A 15,640-nucleotide genomic window follows, 5' to 3' on the forward strand; every position below is an offset into this window, starting at 1 on the left:
ACCAGCGACCGCCCACGTACCCACCGCCGCGGACGTGCCTCGGGACACGGACGTTGCTGCCGCCGTAGCCGTGCCTGCGGCGGTGGACGTGGCCGCCGTCGAGGAGGTGCCGGTATCCGCGGGGCTGCCCGCGAGGAGGAACCGGCTCGAGATCAGAGATGGGTCTGTGGCAACCCCACCTTCGGTCGCGAACGTGCCCGGGCCCGCGGTGGCCGGCATGTCGGTCAGCGGGCCCGGATCGCCGTCCGGCGATCGCGACGACCGGCGGCTCGCGTGGGTGTACCTGTCACGGGTGGTACAGGGGCCGTGTGCACCGCTGTCGGCCCTCATCGAGTCGGTCGGGGTCATCGAGGCGGCACGTGCCGTACGGGAGTGCGCGCTGCCCGAACCGCTTCGCGGGCCCACGGCGCAGCGCCGCGACATCGACGTCGCCGCGCGGGACCTCGAGATCATCGAGCGGATCGGCGGGCGCGTGGTGACGCCGGACGACCCGGAATGGCCTGCCTGGCGCATGCTCGGCCTCGCCCAGCTCGACCCGGGCATGGATCGCGACGGCGCCGTGCCGCTCGTGCTATGGGTGCGGGGCCCGCGCTCGCTGCTGGAGACCACTGAACGCGCGGTAGCGGTGGTCGGGGCGCGATGCAGCACCGGATACGGCAACCGGGTCACGGGGGAGATCGCGAGCGACCTCGCTGCGCAGGGGTGGACAATCGTGTCCGGAGCGGCGTTCGGTATCGACGGCATGGCGCACCGGGCGGCGCTGGCCGTGGCGGGTGACACGATCGCCGTGCTGGCCTGCGGCATCGACCGCCCTTACCCGGCGCAGCACGAGCGCATGCTGGCCGATATCGCCGAATCCGGTTTGGTGGTCAGCGAGTACCCGCCCGGCGTCGTCGCGCGGAAGCACCAGTTCCTGGCCAGGAACCGCATTATCGCCGCTCTCGCCGATGGCGTGCTCGTCGTCGAGGCGGGGCTGCGCAGCGGCGCGCGGAACACCGTCAAATGGGCACGCCGCATGGGCCGTCCCGCCATGGCCGTGCCGGGGCCGGTGTCCTCGGCCGCTTCGGTGGGCTGTCATCGCATGATCCGCGACGGCGAAGCGCTGCTGGTGACCCGGGCCGACGAAGTCGTCGACGAGGCAGGGCCGTTGCGGCTGTCGATCCCAGCGGCCGCGGCATCGGGTGGCAATCCGGAGGATCAGTTGACCGGAGAGGAGGCGCTGGTCTTCGCCGCGCTGCCGCGGATCGGCTCGCGGTTGCCGCTGGAGGTGTCCCGGCAGTGCGGATTGTCGCTTCCGGTGGTTCGTGCGATGTTGTCCGCTCTCGAATTGGCGGGTCTGGTGGCCACTGATGAAAGCGGTTGGCACCGAACGGCACCGCGCCGATGAGCGGGTTCGGCGCGGTCGCTTGCCATCCGCGCCACGAGTCGCAACGGTGGAGGTATGGAGGCACTGCCCGACGATCTGGAAGCGCTGCTGGCGGAGTACGGCAGGTATCTGCGGCTCGGGCGCGACCGCTCGGAACACACGGTGCGCGCGTACCTGGGGGACGCGCGATCTTTGCTGGAGCATCTGTACGCGCGGTCGGCGGATTCGGCGATACGCGAGCTGGACCTGATGTTGCTGCGTTCGTGGCTGGCTCGGCAAGCCGCCGCAGGGGCGGCGCGAACTACCGTGGCACGGCGGGCGTCCTCGGCGCGGACGTTCACCGCTTGGCTCACCCGGACCGGTCGGCTGCCGGTCGATCCCGGGCTGCGGTTGGGTTCGCCGAAGGCGCATCGCGTGCTGCCCGCCGTACTCGGGCGGCAACAGGCGCTCGGCGCCATGGATGCGGCGGAATCCGGTGCGGCGCAGCGAGACCCGATGGCGCTGCGCGATCGGGCGATCGTGGAGTTGCTGTACGCCACGGGCATACGGGTCAGTGAGTTGTGCGGGCTGGATATCGAGGACGTGGACCGGGAACGGCGCGTGGTGCGTGTGCTCGGCAAAGGCAACAAGGAGCGTTCGGCGCCGTTCGGGGCGCCCGCGGACGAGGCGGTCGGCAACTGGATGCGCTGCGGACGCCCCGCCTTCGCCACCGCAGCGTCGGGTCGAGCGCTGCTGCTCGGCCGCCGGGGCAGGCGCTTGGACCAGCGCCAGGCCAGAACTGTTGTGCACGAGGTGGTTTCGGCCATCCCCGGAGCGCCGGACCTGGGCCCGCACGGTCTGCGGCACACCGCCGCAACCCATCTGCTCGAGGGTGGTGCCGACCTGCGTGTGGTCCAGGAACTCCTCGGACACGCCAGCATGGCCACCACCCAGCTCTACACCCACGTCTCCATCGACCGGCTCAAGAAAGTGCACGACCAGGCCCATCCTCGCGCCTGAGACGCTGGTGGGAAACAGTGGCGCAGGCCCCGCGAACGGGCGTTGTCCGGCTGTACCCGACTCGTGGCCTTGCGCGCGGCAGCGGTCGGCAGCTGCGAACCCACCCCGCCGCCGCGGGACCGGGACGACGTACAACCGGACCACCGAGACGACGGTCTCTCCGCGCAGCCCGGATTCGCGCACGACCTCCGCCATGCCCCTGCTCGTGCCGAGCCCGGCGTGTCTCCGACCACGGTCCCGTCGTATTCGTCGACCAGGGCCGCGAGCAACTCGGCGGGGACAGCCGGCCCAGCTGGGTCCGTAGGCCACACGTCCGGGTACCGATCGTTGTCGCCGGGGTGCCACGGCGTGGGCGCCGTGGTCCTCGGTGCGCGGTCGAATGAGGACGCTCACTCCGACTTTCTGGACTGTCCCCACTGGAACCGGCGTTATCCAGACCGATCGGTTGGATTTGTGCCTCTTGTCGTGCACTGCGGTCCGGTACTGCCTCGCTCGCGCATCGAAGTAGTCGAATACGCATGTGATCGGCGCCGAGAAAGCGCACCCTTGAGGTAGCGAATCAGTGCCCGCAGTTCACGGCGTACTTCGAGTGGGAAGACGAGCGATGTCTACGTCCAGCGGACCACAGGCTCTGCGTCGCGAACTGTACCCGCTGGTGGGGCAGTCCGCGTGGCGCCGCTCTGCCATCGCTTCCACGTCGCCGCAGCCCGTGACAGCGGACGGGGCGCGTGAGATTTTCCTCGACGGCGGCGCGGCCAGAATGACGATCGGCCGGTCCGGCGCCGCCGACATCATCGTGACTTCCGACCCGACCGTATCCCGGCTGCACGCCATTCTCGAGCGCGTGGGCGGATGCTGGGTCATTGTCGACGACGGATTGTCCAAGAACGGGACATTCGTCAATGGCGAACGGGTGGGCGGACGGCGGAAGCTCGGCTCCGGCGATATGATTCGGGTGGGTCGATCGGTATTCGTGTTCCGGGTCGACGAATCGTTCGACGAGGAAATGACTCTCGCCCATTCACCGCTGCCGACCCGTAATTCACTCACCCCGGCCCAGTATGTGGTCCTCGAGGCGCTGTGCCGCCCTTACGATGCGCGCGACGCGTATTCGTACCCTGCCTCGAACCAGCAGATCGCGGACAATTTGTGTCTGAGCCTTTCCACGGTCAAGACGCATATGCGGGCGCTGTTCCGCATATTCCAGGTCGAAGCCTTACCCCCGAATCAGAAGCGACTTTTCCTGGTCGAGCGCGCTATCGAATTCGGCATCGTCTCCGACCAGGAGAGATAAGGCCCCGACCGAAAAAGAAAAATCGATCAAATCGGCTGGAAACCGGCTCCGGCACCGCCGCGTGCGTTCACGTCGGCGGTGATGGCGGTGATGTCGGTGCCGAGTTCCGGTCCAAGGCACGGCACCGCCAAATAACCGTTGACCATCCCGACGAGCGTCGTCCCCACGACGAGCGGAGCGCCCGAATCACCTTCGACGACACATGTCTGCGCCCAGGTCGAATTGCCGCCCGTGAACATGTCGCCATAAGCGGGTCCGCAGGTCCGGCCGGTCGTCCTGCCCTCCTTGCAGACGGTGTCCGGGGGGCGGGCGGGCCCGCCCAGCCCGGTGATAGTGGTTCCGCCCACCTGGTTGACCGGCGCTACTTTCGCCGGATCGAATTCGATCACGGCATAGTCCAGGTCGCTGCCGGCGTAGACCACAGTGCCGACGGTACCGGCGTCGCGGTCGTTCTCCGGGACGATGGCGGCATTCGCGTCACCGCAATGCCCGGCGGTGAACCCGACCAGCCGACCGCCGGAGTCGTGTCCGATGGTGGTGAGCGTGCAGATGTTCTGACCGCCGACGACGATGCCGGAGCCGCCACCCAGAACGGATGGCGTCGCGGCCTGCGCGGTCCCAGGTGCTCCGAACGGCGCCGTCATCGCGGCGAGTGCGGCCGCGGCGCCCACGAGTTTCCTGAACTTGGTCATCCGGTTATTCAACCGCACTCGTTCGTGCGTCACCGTCGATTCCCGGATGTTCACCGGCCGAGCCCGATCGAATTTCTTCGTCCGGCGGGAATAGATGGGCAGAAGTGAGGCGCCTCGGGTCGACGAGACCACCCGAGGCGCACTCGTGTTCGACGCGCTTCTGGCGAAACGCGGTCAGGCGGCGCAAACGGCCACGGCAACCGCGTTGGCCACCGGCGGAAGCAGCAACAGAGGAGCGCAGAAAATGCCCAGCGGCCAAATCAGGCCCAGTGTCGCCGGCTCGACCTGAACGGGTACCGGATGATCCGCCACTTGCACCGGTCCCGGTGCTACGTCCGGGGCGGCGGAAGCGAAACCTGAACCGAGGGCGATGATCGGTGCGAGCGCTACCGCTGCCGCCGTTACACGCATTTTGTTCGTGATCATGATGTCTCCAGTGGTTGATTGCTTCACCAGCCCTCGTTTGTTGAAGGCCGCAGTGTGAACACACCCCCAACTCTGCTCGGAGCACGCACGAGAGGCCATCGGCCTCCGGGTCGGAATCATTCATACCGGAGGAGGCGCGGAGAAATCGGAATCGCTATTCTGCGCGAACCGAATGCGGTGGTCGAGTTCGGCGACGCCGCGCCGGACGATGAGCTCACCCGGCCGGCGCGGCACCCCGAAATGATCAGCCGTGCGCGACCGGAGCCGCGTCCGGGTGGTCGGCTGGTTGCGGACGCCGGGTGCGCAGCAGTACCGCGCCGAGCGCGGCGGCGGCGATGCAGAATCCGGCGCTGATCCACGCGCCGCTGGACATGGCGGCGGTGAAGGCATCCTTGGCGGGCTCCACATAGCCGAGCCGGAACGCGGCGCCGATCGATGCACGCGCCGCGTCGGGCGTGTCGGCGGGTATGTTCGAGGTGAACACCCCGGCCAGCACACTACCGAGGACGGCGATGCTGATCGCCATGCCGACTTGCTGGATCGTGTCGTTCATCGCGGAGCCGACACCGGCGTGCTCCAGCGGAATCGCGCTCATGATGGCCGCGTAGGCGGCCGGACCCGCCAGACCGCCGCCGACCCCCATTACCAGCATGCTGACCAGTACCCAGAGATAGCCGCTTCCGAACGCGAGGATGGCAAAGGCCGCTCCCATGACGAGCAGGCCGGATACCACGAGCGTCTTGTTGCTCAGGGTCTTGCCGAGCGTCGCGCCGAGGCCGTTGCACACCGCGGCGGCCACGGCGTACGGCAGCAGCGCCAATCCGGCCTTCATCGGGCCGTAGCCGAGTACGAACTGCAGGTACTGCGTGAGCATCAGCATGACCGCGCCCATGCCGAAGACCATGAGCAGCAGGGTGAGGCAGGTGCCGGTGAAATCGCGGCTGCGGAACACCGCCAACGGCAGCATCGGATGGGCCGATCGGCTCTCCCATACGACGAAGGCGGCCGCCGCGGCGGCCGCCAGCGCGAGTACACCGATGTTCCATTCCCGTTCGATGATCACGTAGACCGTCGCGCTCAGCGCCACGATGGACAGCGCGACGCCGACGAGGTCGACCGGCCGCTGCTCGCCGGTGGTCTCCGGCATCAGCACGACGGCAGCCACGATCGCGAGCACCGCCACCGGGATGTTGAGCAGGAACACCGAGCCCCACCAGTAGTGCTGGAGCAGGAAGCCGCCCAGCGTGGGTCCGGCGACGATGCCGACCATGGAGACCGTCGACCACGCCGACATCGCCGTACGCCGTTCGTCCTCGGCGAAGGTGGTCATCAGGATCGACAGCGTCGACGGCATCAACAGCGATCCGCCGACGCCCATCGCGACACGGGCGGCCACGACCTGCCATGGTTCGGTCGCCAGCACGGCGGCCAGCGACGCCACCCCGAACACGGCAAGGCCGGTGATCAGTGCTCGTCGCCTGCCGAACCGGTCGGACAGGCTTCCCGCGGTGAGCAGGAGTCCAGCGAAGGCCAGTACGTAGGCGTCCAGGATCCACTGGATATCCGACGGCGTCGCGCCCAGTTCCCGGATCAACGAGGGAATGGCCAGATTCAGGACGGTGCTGTCGAGCATCAGCACCAGCAAGGACAGACAGAGGACCCCCAGAACCCACCAGCGCCGGGGATCTCGCACAATGTTCGATCCACTCGCACAGCGTTCGATAAATGGGAACGGTGTGCGAGCGACGATAAGATCGTGTTGTGACCAAGCAGTTCGCGTCGGTATGGACCAGGCAGCCGCGCCGGCCCAAGTCGCCCGGTCTGCGCCGTGAGCAGATCGTCGCGGCGGCCGTCGAGATTCTCGACGCCGACGGGCTGGAATCGCTGAGCATGCGCAAGCTCGGCGCGAAACTGGGCGCGGGAGCGACCAGTCTCTACTGGCACGTCTCCAACAAGGACGAGTTGCTCGAATTGGTGCTCGACGAGTTCTGGGGTCTGGTGCGGATTCCGGAGCCGGAGCACGCGTCCTGGCGCGAGCTGCTGAACGCCTTCGCCTACAGCTTGCGCGCGTCCATCCGGGAGCACCCCTGGATGGCCTCGCTGGTCGGGCAACTCCCCAGTATCGGCCCGAACTCGCTGCGGTTGAGCGATCGGCTGCGCCGCGCGTTCGTCCAGGCGGGTTTTCATGGCGTGGACATCTATCTGGCCAGCCGGATGGTGATGTGCTTCGTCCTCGGTCAGGTGATCCCGGAGATTGCCTGGGACAAGGTGTCCAAAGGGATGGAACTCGACGCCGACGGCATGCTGCGCGTGATGCGGGAGGTGGCAGGCGACTACCCCGAGATGGTCGCGGACTATCGGACGACCGTGCCTACCGATCAGGAGGCCGCGCGTGCGATGGCGTTCGACTTCGGCTTGCTGTGCGTCCTCGATGGCCTGGAAGCGCGCCTGCGCAATGCACCCGAACCTCGGCAAGAGTCGCGGGTATCGGGTTCTTCCGCAAGTGACGATCGTGAAACGCGTTCCTGAGATGGCGAAACGGATACAGAGCAGGCCGCACGCGCCGCGGCGCGCGGCAGCAGAACGGGCAGCGAATCGCGGACCTCACTGTGCGGCCCGGTTTCGCGACCCCGAATCACCGCGCCGCCGCCTCGTTCGACGCCTACTCGCACATCGACGGCGTCACCCGCCGCACGCGCTGGGAAATGCGGCCGTCCGGCATGCGAGCGCGTTTCGGCGGGGCGGAATCGGCGTTGGGCGACCACGCGCTCGCCGCGGAACTCCGGTCGCTCGGCCGGCCGCGGCGTGCGGTGATATCCGCATCCGTCGCGCGGCCGGCGATGGCCTTCGACGACGTGGTCGCGATCTGACGTCCCATCCGCATAACCACCCGGTCACGGGCGCGCGGGGCACGTGGACGGTCCGGCGCGGCGACGGTTAGCCTGACGTAGCGGATCGTTTGCCAACGCTCTAAGTGATGGAGTGTGCCCGTGATCGTCGCCGACCGGAACTGCGCCGCTGAAGAATGCTGTGAACTGCCGGTATCGCGCGATCTCTGGCGTTCTACCCGAGCATTTCCCGGTCCCGGACGCACCTGGAGAATCGGATTGCTGATTTGTCCGGAAGCGTTCGGGCGTTGGGGCGACCATCCGGACCGCCCGACCGTATGCGGCCTCGCCCGCGCAACGTGCGCAGCGCGGGTACCGGGATCAGGCGGGTTCCCGCCGCCGGTGATGGTGCGCCGCGAGCTTTGCCCACTAACGTGGTGCGTCGTGACCACCGTGCAGTCCGGCGTCGACCTGTGCATCGGAACACCGCTGCACGCAACGACATGCAGGCCCGGCACGGGCGAGCGGAACCGGCTCGCGAAGCACAAGCGGGCGGCGGCCCGCTGTCGTTCGACCCGAACCGAGGCGGCGTGACGCTGCCGAACCCCGAAGCCGACTCGGAAGAGGGCGAGGAGGATCTCGACTACCGCTTCACCCTCGCCAACGAGCGCACCTTCCTGGCTTGGATGCGGACTTCGCTGGGCCTGCTGGCCGGTGGCGTCGCGGTGCACACACTGGTCCAATCGTTCCGGATCGCGGGATTGCGGCGCGCGATCGCGCTCAGCTGCTTGGTCTTGGCGGCGGTCGTCGCGATCGGCGCGTACGGGCACTGGCGGCGCATCGGCGGGGCCATGCGGCGCGGCGATCCATTGCCGGAGACGGTGCTGGTGCCGATCCTGTCGGCGGGCATCGCGATCCTCTCCGTGCTGGCGGCGGTGGCGGTGCTGCTGCGGTGAGGGCGCCACATCTGGCCGCCGAACGCACCGCACTGGCGTGGCGGCGCACCGCCGTGTCCGCGATGGTCGTCGGCACGCTGTTTCTGCATCAGGCTCTCGGCAGCGGATGGCACGCGGCCGCGGCGGCGCCCATCGGCGCCGCGATCGCGATGGCGGCGCTGACGGGGGCCTGCTATTTGCGCAACCGTGGTCTTCGCCGGGGCCGCTACGCCCACGGCGGCCGCGTCATCGCCGCGACGACCGTGGCGGTGGTCGTGGTGGCGCTGGCCGCGGCAGCGGCCGGTTTCCCCGAACCGCTGCCCTGACCGGGCAGCGGCCCAGCAAGATTGGCCGAGACGACAGGAGGACGACATGTGCACAGCGAGCGAGCCGAGCGACTTCATCGTCGCGGAGCACGAGCGTGCGGCCGCCGCACTGCCATTCGCCGACACGACCGATCTGGCCGACGCCGATCGCGGATTCATCGCCGCGCTGGATCCCGGGGTGATCACCTCAGCAGACGGAACCGTCGTCTGGGACAACGACTCCTACTCCTTTTTGCGCGAACCCTGCCCGGCATCGGTACATCCGAGCCTGTGGCGGCAGTCCGGCCTCGCGGTGCGACAGGGGTTGTACGAGGTCGGTGCGGGGATCTATCAGATTCGCGGTTTCGACATCTCCAATATGACGCTGGTCGAAGGCGAGACCGGAGTCCTCGTGATCGATCCGCTGATCTCGGTCGAGACCGCCGCGGCCGGTCTCGCGCTCTATCGCGCGCACCGGGGCGACCGTCCGGTGACCGGTCTGATCTATACCCATTCGCACGCCGACCATTTCGGCGGCGCGTGCGGCGTCACCAGCGCCGAGGCGGTCCAGGCGGGCCGCTGCCCGGTGCTGGCGCCCGCAGGATTCCTGGAACACGCGGTGGCGGAGAACATCTACGCGGGCACGGCGATGGCGCGCCGCGCGGGATACATGTACGGCGCCGTGCTGCCGCGCGGACCGCTGGGCGCGGTGGGCTCCGGGCTGGGGCAGACCACGTCGGTCGGCACGGTCACGCTGATCCCGCCGACCGTCGACATCACCGCCACCGGCGAAGAGAAGACGATCGACGGCATACGGATGGTCTTCCAGCTCACGCCCGGCACCGAAGCACCCGCGGAAATGAATTTCTACTTCCCCGACCACCGCGCGCTGTGCATGGCGGAGAACGCGACCCATACGCTGCACAATGTGCTCACCTTGCGCGGTGCGCTGGTGCGTGACGCGCAGGTATGGGCGAGATACCTGACCGAGGCGATCAACCTGTTCGCCCGTGACTCCGACGTCGTCTTCGCTTCACACCATTGGCCGACCTGGGGCACCGACCGCTTGGTGGAATACCTTTCGTTGCAACGGGATCTGTACGGGTATCTGCACGACCAGACCGTTCGCCTGCTGAACCAGGGTTACGTGGGCGCGGAGATCGCCGAGCTGGTCACCCTCCCGCCCGCCATCGCGGAGGCCTGGCACACCCGCGGGTATTACGGCTCGGTCAGTCACAACGTGAAGGCCGTCTATCAGCGTTACATGGGGTGGTTCGACGGCAACCCCGCACATCTGTGGGAGCATCCGCCGGTCGAATCCGCCCGGCGACATGTGGAATTCATGGGCGGCGCGGACGAAGTACTGCGCAAAGCGCGGGCCTCCTACGAGGCCGGGGATTACCGCTGGGTGGCGCAGGTACTCAACTACGTCATCTTCGCCGATCCGGATAACGATGTCGCGAAACAATTGCAGGCCAGCACCTTCGAACAACTCGGCTACGGCGCGGAGAACGCCACCTGGCGCAACTTCTATCTCAGCGGAGCCTACGAGTTGCGCTACGGCTCGTTCGGCACGCCGACCAAGACCGAATCGGCCACGCTGGCGGCGGCCCTGTCCGTCGACCAGATCTTCGACGCCCTGGCGTTGCGCGTCGACGGCCCCAAGGCGTGGGATCATCGGCTGGTGACGGACTGGATCCTCACCGACCAAGACCGCACCCACCGGCTGGAACTGCGCAACGGCCGCCTCACGCACTACGACGTCGCTTCCGGCAGGACCCTCCCGGAAGCCGACGCCACTTTCACCCTGACCAAGGCCACCCTGATCCGCGTGTTGCTGGCCGGCGACGATTTCGGCGTCGCGGCGGCCGCGGGGGACATCGTCATCGAGGGAGATGTCACCAAACTCGTCGAGCTGGTCGACGTCTTCGACGCTCCCGACCCTGATTTCGCGATCGTCACGCCGTAGTTCGCGTCTTTCTCCCCCGCCTCCGGCCGGAGAAGCGGCCGACCGCGATTCCGGTGCGGCGCGAGAGCGGCGCCGGGTAGTGCGTCGGCATCTGGGCGGGCAGACCTTCGACGAATCCGAACATCACTCCGGCGACTGTGCCCGCCGCGCGCGGCGGCGCGGCCCGCGCGATGGCGGGTCGGGCCGGTGCGTCGTCACTTCGCCGCGGTCGATCCGGCCCGCTGGTCATGGCAGCTGGGCATGTTTGGCGTGTACTCCGTCTTCACGCAGATGTCGGCAATGTCGCAAGGTATCGGCCGGCGACGAAGCGCTGGATCAGCCGTACCGCGGGTCCGCCGAGCCGGGTGTACCAGGCGGCGGGGCGGGAGAACGCGACGATCAGCCCGTAGACCATGTCGTCGGCGGGGTCGTACTCGACGGCGAACAATTCTTCTCCGGAGGCGGGGTGGCCGGGCAAGGTTCCGTAGGCGAAACCCCGCCGGTCGGGTTCGTCGAGGACATACACCACACGACACGGGGCGGTGATTCCGAACGGACCGCGTCCGAGCCGCACCGTGACGGCGGTGCCGGGCTCGGCAGTCGGGGTATCGGCGGATCGGAAGATTCCGGTGTCCTTCTGCACGCGGTAGGCCAGAATCTGCGCACCCGCCTGCTCGAACAGCGCACGTCCTCGCCCGAGGCGTCGCCGCAGCCGCAACCCGTGGTAACCCTCCGGCAGCACGCCTCGGGTCGCGCCGAGTTCGGAGTACGTGAACGGCTCCAGCCCATCCGCCATGCCACGATCTTCACCCCACGCTCTACGGTCTCGCCACCTCCTGCCGACAACACGCCGGTCGGGGTCGACGTGGCCGCCGCCCGATGCGCGGCGAAGCGGCGGATCGGCCGGCTCCGGATCCAGGCCGCACCGGTTTGAGCCGCAGGGCAGTGAGGTGCAGAAGCCCGAGGGGGTCCAGATACTCAGGGTCGCGGCGGCGACCGCCCTGGACGCGGGCTCCCCAGTGCAGACACGCCGTCACGCATCCCGGGTGCCCCGACTCCAGCGCGCCGATCCGGACCCCGCGTCCGACCCGCGTTCCCACGGGAACTTCGGCGCGAACGGGCTCATATGTAGTGCGCAGCCCGCCGGGGTGGTCGATGGACACGACCGGCTTGCCGGCCACCGTTCCGGCGAAAACGACGATCCCTTCGCCCGCGGTGAGCACGGCCTGCCCCTCGGTGCCGGCCAGATCGACCCCGCGATGTCCCGGTAGCCAGTTCTGCGCGGGTTTGTCGAAGTGCCGGACCACCGCGGGGCGCGGTTGCAGCGGCCAGCCGAACCGCCCTTCGGGTCGCGCGGTCGCGGTCGGCATCGTCGCGACGGTGGCGGCGAGGCCGAGCGCCAGCGCCGAGGAAAGGCGCCGACCCCGCCATAGGTCATTCGACCTGCTCATTCGTGCCGGCCAGCAGATCCGATCACGACCCGCAGAGGGGCGCGGGTGGTGCGCACAGCTCACCACCGGCGGAACTGGTGTCATGTCGGTCGTCCCCACCGGCACCGAGTCCGGATTGCCGGAAGGGCAGCGGCGCGCGCCGAAGCAGGCCGGACAGAGACGGCAGGCACACGGACCCCGTGCACGCCCCGCGCACGGCGTCGGCGGCAGACGTCGCGGCCCCGGCCGGCGGCGCGGTGACGACGCCGAGCACGAAGAACAGCGGAACGAGGAAGGTGGTGGCGGTGGAGATCGGTTTCATGGGCTCCAGCCTTCCGTGGTTGCGGGGTCGCCGAGCACTCGATCCGTGGAATGGGGACAACCGGCACAAGTGTGGAAAGCTGCCGTTTCGCCTGGTCCAAGCCTCCGGACCGGACCGATTTAGATCTGGTGCCGGGAGGTCGTAAACTGATCGAGCGGTCTGTGGGTGCATGGACCGACTTCGCGCGCCACCCGTGCTTGTTCATAGCGGCGCTGTTCGAATCGAGCTCGAGACTGTTTGGGTTCGCGGCAGCGTGTTCGGAACAGGGAATCGCCGGCTGGTCCCCACCTTCGTGGTCGGGTCCGACGATTCGGTGGCGCCAGGGCAGCGGATCGCCGATTCGCTGCGTCAACCGGCAAACGAAAGAGAGATACGGGAGCCATGGCTGTCGTAACCATGAAGCAGCTGCTCGATAGCGGCGCACACTTCGGACACCAGACGCGGCGCTGGAACCCGAAGATGAAGCGGTTCATCTTCACCGACCGCAACGGCATCTACATCATCGACCTGCAGCAGACGCTGACCTACATCGACAAGGCCTACGAGTTCGTCAAGGAGACCGTCGCCCACGGTGGCACCGTGCTCTTCGTCGGCACCAAGAAGCAGGCCCAGGAGTCGATCGCGGCCGAGGCGACTCGCGTCGGGATGCCCTACGTCAACCAGCGCTGGCTGGGTGGCATGCTCACCAACTTCTCCACCGTGCACAAGCGCCTGCAGCGCCTCAAGGAGCTCGAGGCCATGGAGCAGACCGGTGGCTTCGAGGGTCGCACCAAGAAGGAAATCCTCATGCTCACGCGTGAGATGAACAAGCTGGAGCGCACCCTCGGCGGTATCCGCGACATGCAGAAGGTGCCCTCGGCCATCTGGGTCGTCGACACCAACAAGGAACACATCGCCGTCGGCGAGGCGCGCAAACTGAACATCCCGGTCATCGCGATCCTGGACACCAACTGCGACCCCGATCTGGTCGACTACCCGATCCCGGGCAACGACGACGCGATCCGTTCCGCGGCCCTGCTGACCAAGGTCGTCGCCTCCGCGGTGGCCGAGGGCGTGCAGGCACGTGCCGGTCTGTCCTCGGGCGACGAGAAGCCGGAGGCGGGCGCGGGCGAGCCGCTGGCCGAGTGGGAGCAGGAGCTGCTCGCGCAGGCCGCCCCCGGCGCCGAGGCCGCCGAGACCTCGGCCGAGGCCTGAGCGACTCGTAACCACGCGACCTGAGCGACTCGTAACCAGCTGTTTCAGCGGCGATCACGCGCCAGTGTCATCGTGATCGCCGCTGTCAACACCCACACTTCTCCAAAGGAGGCTCGCCGAGAATGGCGAACTACACCGCTGCCGATGTGAAGCGGCTCCGGGAGCTGACCGGCTCCGGCATGATGGACTGCAAGAACGCGCTGGCCGAGACCGACGGTGACTTCGACAAGGCCGTCGAGCTGCTGCGCATCAAGGGCGCGAAGGACGTCGGCAAGCGTGCCGAGCGCACCACCGCCGAAGGCCTGGTCGCCGCCAAGGACGGCGTCATGGTCGAGATCAACTCCGAGACCGACTTCGTCGCGAAGAACGCGGAGTTCCAGCAGTTGGCCGAGCAGGTCGTCGCCGCCGCGGCGGCCGCCAAGCCGGGCGACCTGGACACGCTGAAGGCGCTGGACCTGGGCGGCAAGACCGTCGACGAGGCCGTGCAGGCGCTCGCCGCGAAGATCGGCGAGAAGCTCGAGCTGCGCCGCGTCATCTCGCTGAACGGCCCGGTCGCCACCTACCTGCACAAGCGTGCCTCCGACCTGCCGCCCGCGGTCGGTGTGCTGGTCGAGTACACCGGTGAAGGCGACGCCGCGGCCGACGCCGCTCGCAGCGCCGCCATGCAGGTCGCCGCGCTCAAGGCCAAGTACGTGACGCGCGACGAAGTTCCGGCCGACATCGTGGAGAACGAGCGCCGCATCGCCGAGCAGACCGCTCGCGAGGAGGGTAAGCCCGAGGCCGCGCTGCCGAAGATCACCGAGGGCCGGGTCAACGGCTTCTTCAAGGACGTCGTGCTGCTCGAGCAGCCGTCGGTCACCGATTCGAAGAAGACCGTCAAGGCTCTGTTGGACGAGGCCGGTGTCACCATCACTCGCTTCGCCCGCTTCGAGGTCGGCGCGAACTGAGTTCCGCCGCGCCCCCAGCGTGCAGGCCCCCCGCCGACCGAACGAACGCCGGTTGACGGGGGGCCTTCTGCTGCCGCTCAACCCGAATAAGGCAGGATAGGTGCCGTTCTGCCTTGCTCTACATCACCGGCGCCTGCCGTGAGCAACGAATCGCCGGAAGAACGACAATCCCTCGCCGAAGGAGACTGGAGACCCATGACGGACCCGGGGACCGATCGCCCAGGATATCGCCGGGTACTGCTGAAACTCGGCGGGGAGATGTTCGGCGGCGGGAACGTCGGACTCGACCCGGACGTCGTGCAGACGGTGGCCGAGCAGATCGCCGAGGTGGTCGCCACCGGCGTCCAGGTGGCTGTGGTGATCGGCGGCGGGAACTTCTTCCGCGGCGCGGAACTCGAGGAGCGCGGCATGGAGCGGGCGCGCTCGGACTATATGGGCATGCTCGGTACCGTGATGAACAGCCTTGCGCTGCAAGACTTTTTGCAGCAGCAAGGCGTGGACACCCGGGTGCAGACCGCGATCACCATGGGCCAGGTCGCCGAGCCCTACCTTCCGCTGCGGGCCAAGCGGCACCTGGAGAAGGGCCGCGTGGTCATCTTCGGAGCGGGCATGGGCATGCCGTACTTCTCCACCGACACCACCGCCGCTCAGCGCGCGCTGGAGATCGGCGCGGACGTGGTCTTGATGGCCAAGGCGGTCGACGGGGTGTTCACCGCTGATCCGCGCGTCGACGAGACCGCGACCATGTACACCGAGATCACCCACAAAGAGGTCATCGAGCGCGGCCTCAAGGTCGCGGACGCGACCGCCTTCAGCTTGTGCATGGACAACCAGATGCCGATTCTGGTGTTCAATTTGTTGACCAAGGGCAATATCGCCCGCGCGGTCGCCGGTGAGAAGATCGGCACATTGGTTCGGTCCTGATATACCCGCGGACCGCGGATCATGACATGA

General features: G+C 68.0%; 17 protein-coding genes. 11 read left to right on the plus strand and 6 right to left on the minus strand.

What is annotated here, in order from left to right:
- Positions 1-217: 217 nt before the first annotated feature.
- The 3 genes from dprA to ACT89H_RS01880 all read left to right on the plus strand — a co-directional run bounded on the left by dprA (position 218) and on the right by ACT89H_RS01880 (position 3,659).
- Positions 218-1,387, plus strand: a complete 1,170-nt coding sequence (gene dprA, locus ACT89H_RS01870) for a DNA-processing protein DprA (protein WP_445107330.1) — start codon at positions 218-220, stop codon at positions 1,385-1,387.
- 54 nt (positions 1,388-1,441) lie between these two features.
- Entirely contained in the window at positions 1,442-2,365 is a 924-nt protein-coding gene (locus tag ACT89H_RS01875; protein ID WP_445106706.1) for a tyrosine-type recombinase/integrase, read from the plus strand.
- Between the two features lie 655 nt (positions 2,366-3,020).
- Positions 3,021-3,659 (plus strand): FHA domain-containing protein, encoded by a 639-nt coding sequence (locus tag ACT89H_RS01880; RefSeq protein WP_445106707.1) that lies wholly within the window; start codon positions 3,021-3,023, stop codon positions 3,657-3,659.
- 26 nt (positions 3,660-3,685) lie between these two features.
- On the opposite strand, the gene ACT89H_RS01885 is transcribed toward ACT89H_RS01880, so the two are convergent.
- The 3 genes from ACT89H_RS01885 to ACT89H_RS01895 form a co-directional block, all read right to left on the minus strand.
- On the minus strand, positions 3,686-4,351 hold the full coding sequence (locus tag ACT89H_RS01885) for a chymotrypsin family serine protease (protein WP_445106708.1): 666 nt from the start codon (positions 4,349-4,351) through the stop codon (positions 3,686-3,688).
- A 174-nt stretch (positions 4,352-4,525) separates the two neighbouring features.
- Positions 4,526-4,804, minus strand: coding sequence for a hypothetical protein (locus ACT89H_RS01890; RefSeq protein ID WP_379251464.1), 279 nt, complete (start codon positions 4,802-4,804; stop codon positions 4,526-4,528).
- 217 nt (positions 4,805-5,021) lie between these two features.
- Positions 5,022-6,470, minus strand: a complete 1,449-nt coding sequence (locus ACT89H_RS01895; protein ID WP_445106709.1) for an MFS transporter — start codon at positions 6,468-6,470, stop codon at positions 5,022-5,024.
- Between the two features lie 68 nt (positions 6,471-6,538).
- Here ACT89H_RS01895 and ACT89H_RS01900 point away from each other — a divergent pair, with 68 nt between their 5' ends.
- The 5 genes from ACT89H_RS01900 to ACT89H_RS01920 all read left to right on the plus strand — a co-directional run bounded on the left by ACT89H_RS01900 (position 6,539) and on the right by ACT89H_RS01920 (position 10,814).
- On the plus strand, positions 6,539-7,306 hold the full coding sequence (locus ACT89H_RS01900) for a TetR/AcrR family transcriptional regulator (RefSeq protein ID WP_445106710.1): 768 nt from the start codon (positions 6,539-6,541) through the stop codon (positions 7,304-7,306).
- Positions 7,307-7,386: 80 nt separating this feature from the next.
- Positions 7,387-7,647: a hypothetical protein gene (locus ACT89H_RS01905; RefSeq protein WP_445106711.1), complete on the plus strand. Its 261-nt coding sequence runs from the start codon at positions 7,387-7,389 to the stop codon at positions 7,645-7,647.
- A 548-nt stretch (positions 7,648-8,195) separates the two neighbouring features.
- On the plus strand, positions 8,196-8,561 hold the full coding sequence (locus tag ACT89H_RS01910; protein WP_445106712.1) for a YidH family protein: 366 nt from the start codon (positions 8,196-8,198) through the stop codon (positions 8,559-8,561).
- Positions 8,558-8,866 carry a DUF202 domain-containing protein gene (locus ACT89H_RS01915; protein WP_445106713.1) on the plus strand — a complete coding sequence of 103 codons (309 nt, stop codon included), beginning with the start codon at positions 8,558-8,560 and terminating at the stop codon, positions 8,864-8,866. The genes ACT89H_RS01910 and ACT89H_RS01915 overlap by 4 nt, the downstream gene beginning before the upstream one ends.
- A 46-nt stretch (positions 8,867-8,912) precedes the next feature.
- Complete coding sequence (locus ACT89H_RS01920; protein ID WP_445106714.1) at positions 8,913-10,814, plus strand: alkyl/aryl-sulfatase; 1,902 nt, start codon at positions 8,913-8,915, stop codon at positions 10,812-10,814.
- A 262-nt stretch (positions 10,815-11,076) separates the two neighbouring features.
- On the opposite strand, the gene ACT89H_RS01925 is transcribed toward ACT89H_RS01920, so the two are convergent.
- The 3 genes from ACT89H_RS01925 to ACT89H_RS01935 are packed head-to-tail and all read right to left on the minus strand — an operon-like array spanning position 11,077 to position 12,545.
- Entirely contained in the window at positions 11,077-11,589 is a 513-nt protein-coding gene (locus ACT89H_RS01925) for a DUF1990 domain-containing protein (protein ID WP_445106715.1), read from the minus strand.
- Positions 11,590-11,611: 22 nt separating this feature from the next.
- Positions 11,612-12,244, minus strand: coding sequence for a M23 family metallopeptidase (locus ACT89H_RS01930; protein ID WP_445106716.1), 633 nt, complete (start codon positions 12,242-12,244; stop codon positions 11,612-11,614).
- Between the two features lie 22 nt (positions 12,245-12,266).
- On the minus strand, positions 12,267-12,545 hold the full coding sequence (locus tag ACT89H_RS01935; RefSeq protein ID WP_445106717.1) for a hypothetical protein: 279 nt from the start codon (positions 12,543-12,545) through the stop codon (positions 12,267-12,269).
- Positions 12,546-12,926: 381 nt separating this feature from the next.
- Here ACT89H_RS01935 and rpsB point away from each other — a divergent pair, with 381 nt between their 5' ends.
- The 3 genes from rpsB to pyrH all read left to right on the plus strand — a co-directional run bounded on the left by rpsB (position 12,927) and on the right by pyrH (position 15,610).
- A complete protein-coding gene (rpsB, locus tag ACT89H_RS01940; protein ID WP_355069923.1) occupies positions 12,927-13,739 on the plus strand; it encodes a 30S ribosomal protein S2 in 813 nt (270 codons plus the stop codon).
- Positions 13,740-13,861: 122 nt separating this feature from the next.
- Entirely contained in the window at positions 13,862-14,686 is an 825-nt protein-coding gene (gene tsf, locus ACT89H_RS01945) for a translation elongation factor Ts (protein ID WP_445106718.1), read from the plus strand.
- Between the two features lie 195 nt (positions 14,687-14,881).
- A complete protein-coding gene (gene pyrH / locus ACT89H_RS01950) occupies positions 14,882-15,610 on the plus strand; it encodes a UMP kinase (protein WP_445106719.1) in 729 nt (242 codons plus the stop codon).
- The last annotated feature ends 30 nt before the right edge of the window (positions 15,611-15,640 follow it).

It is taken from the genome of Nocardia aegles (genome assembly GCF_052545135.1).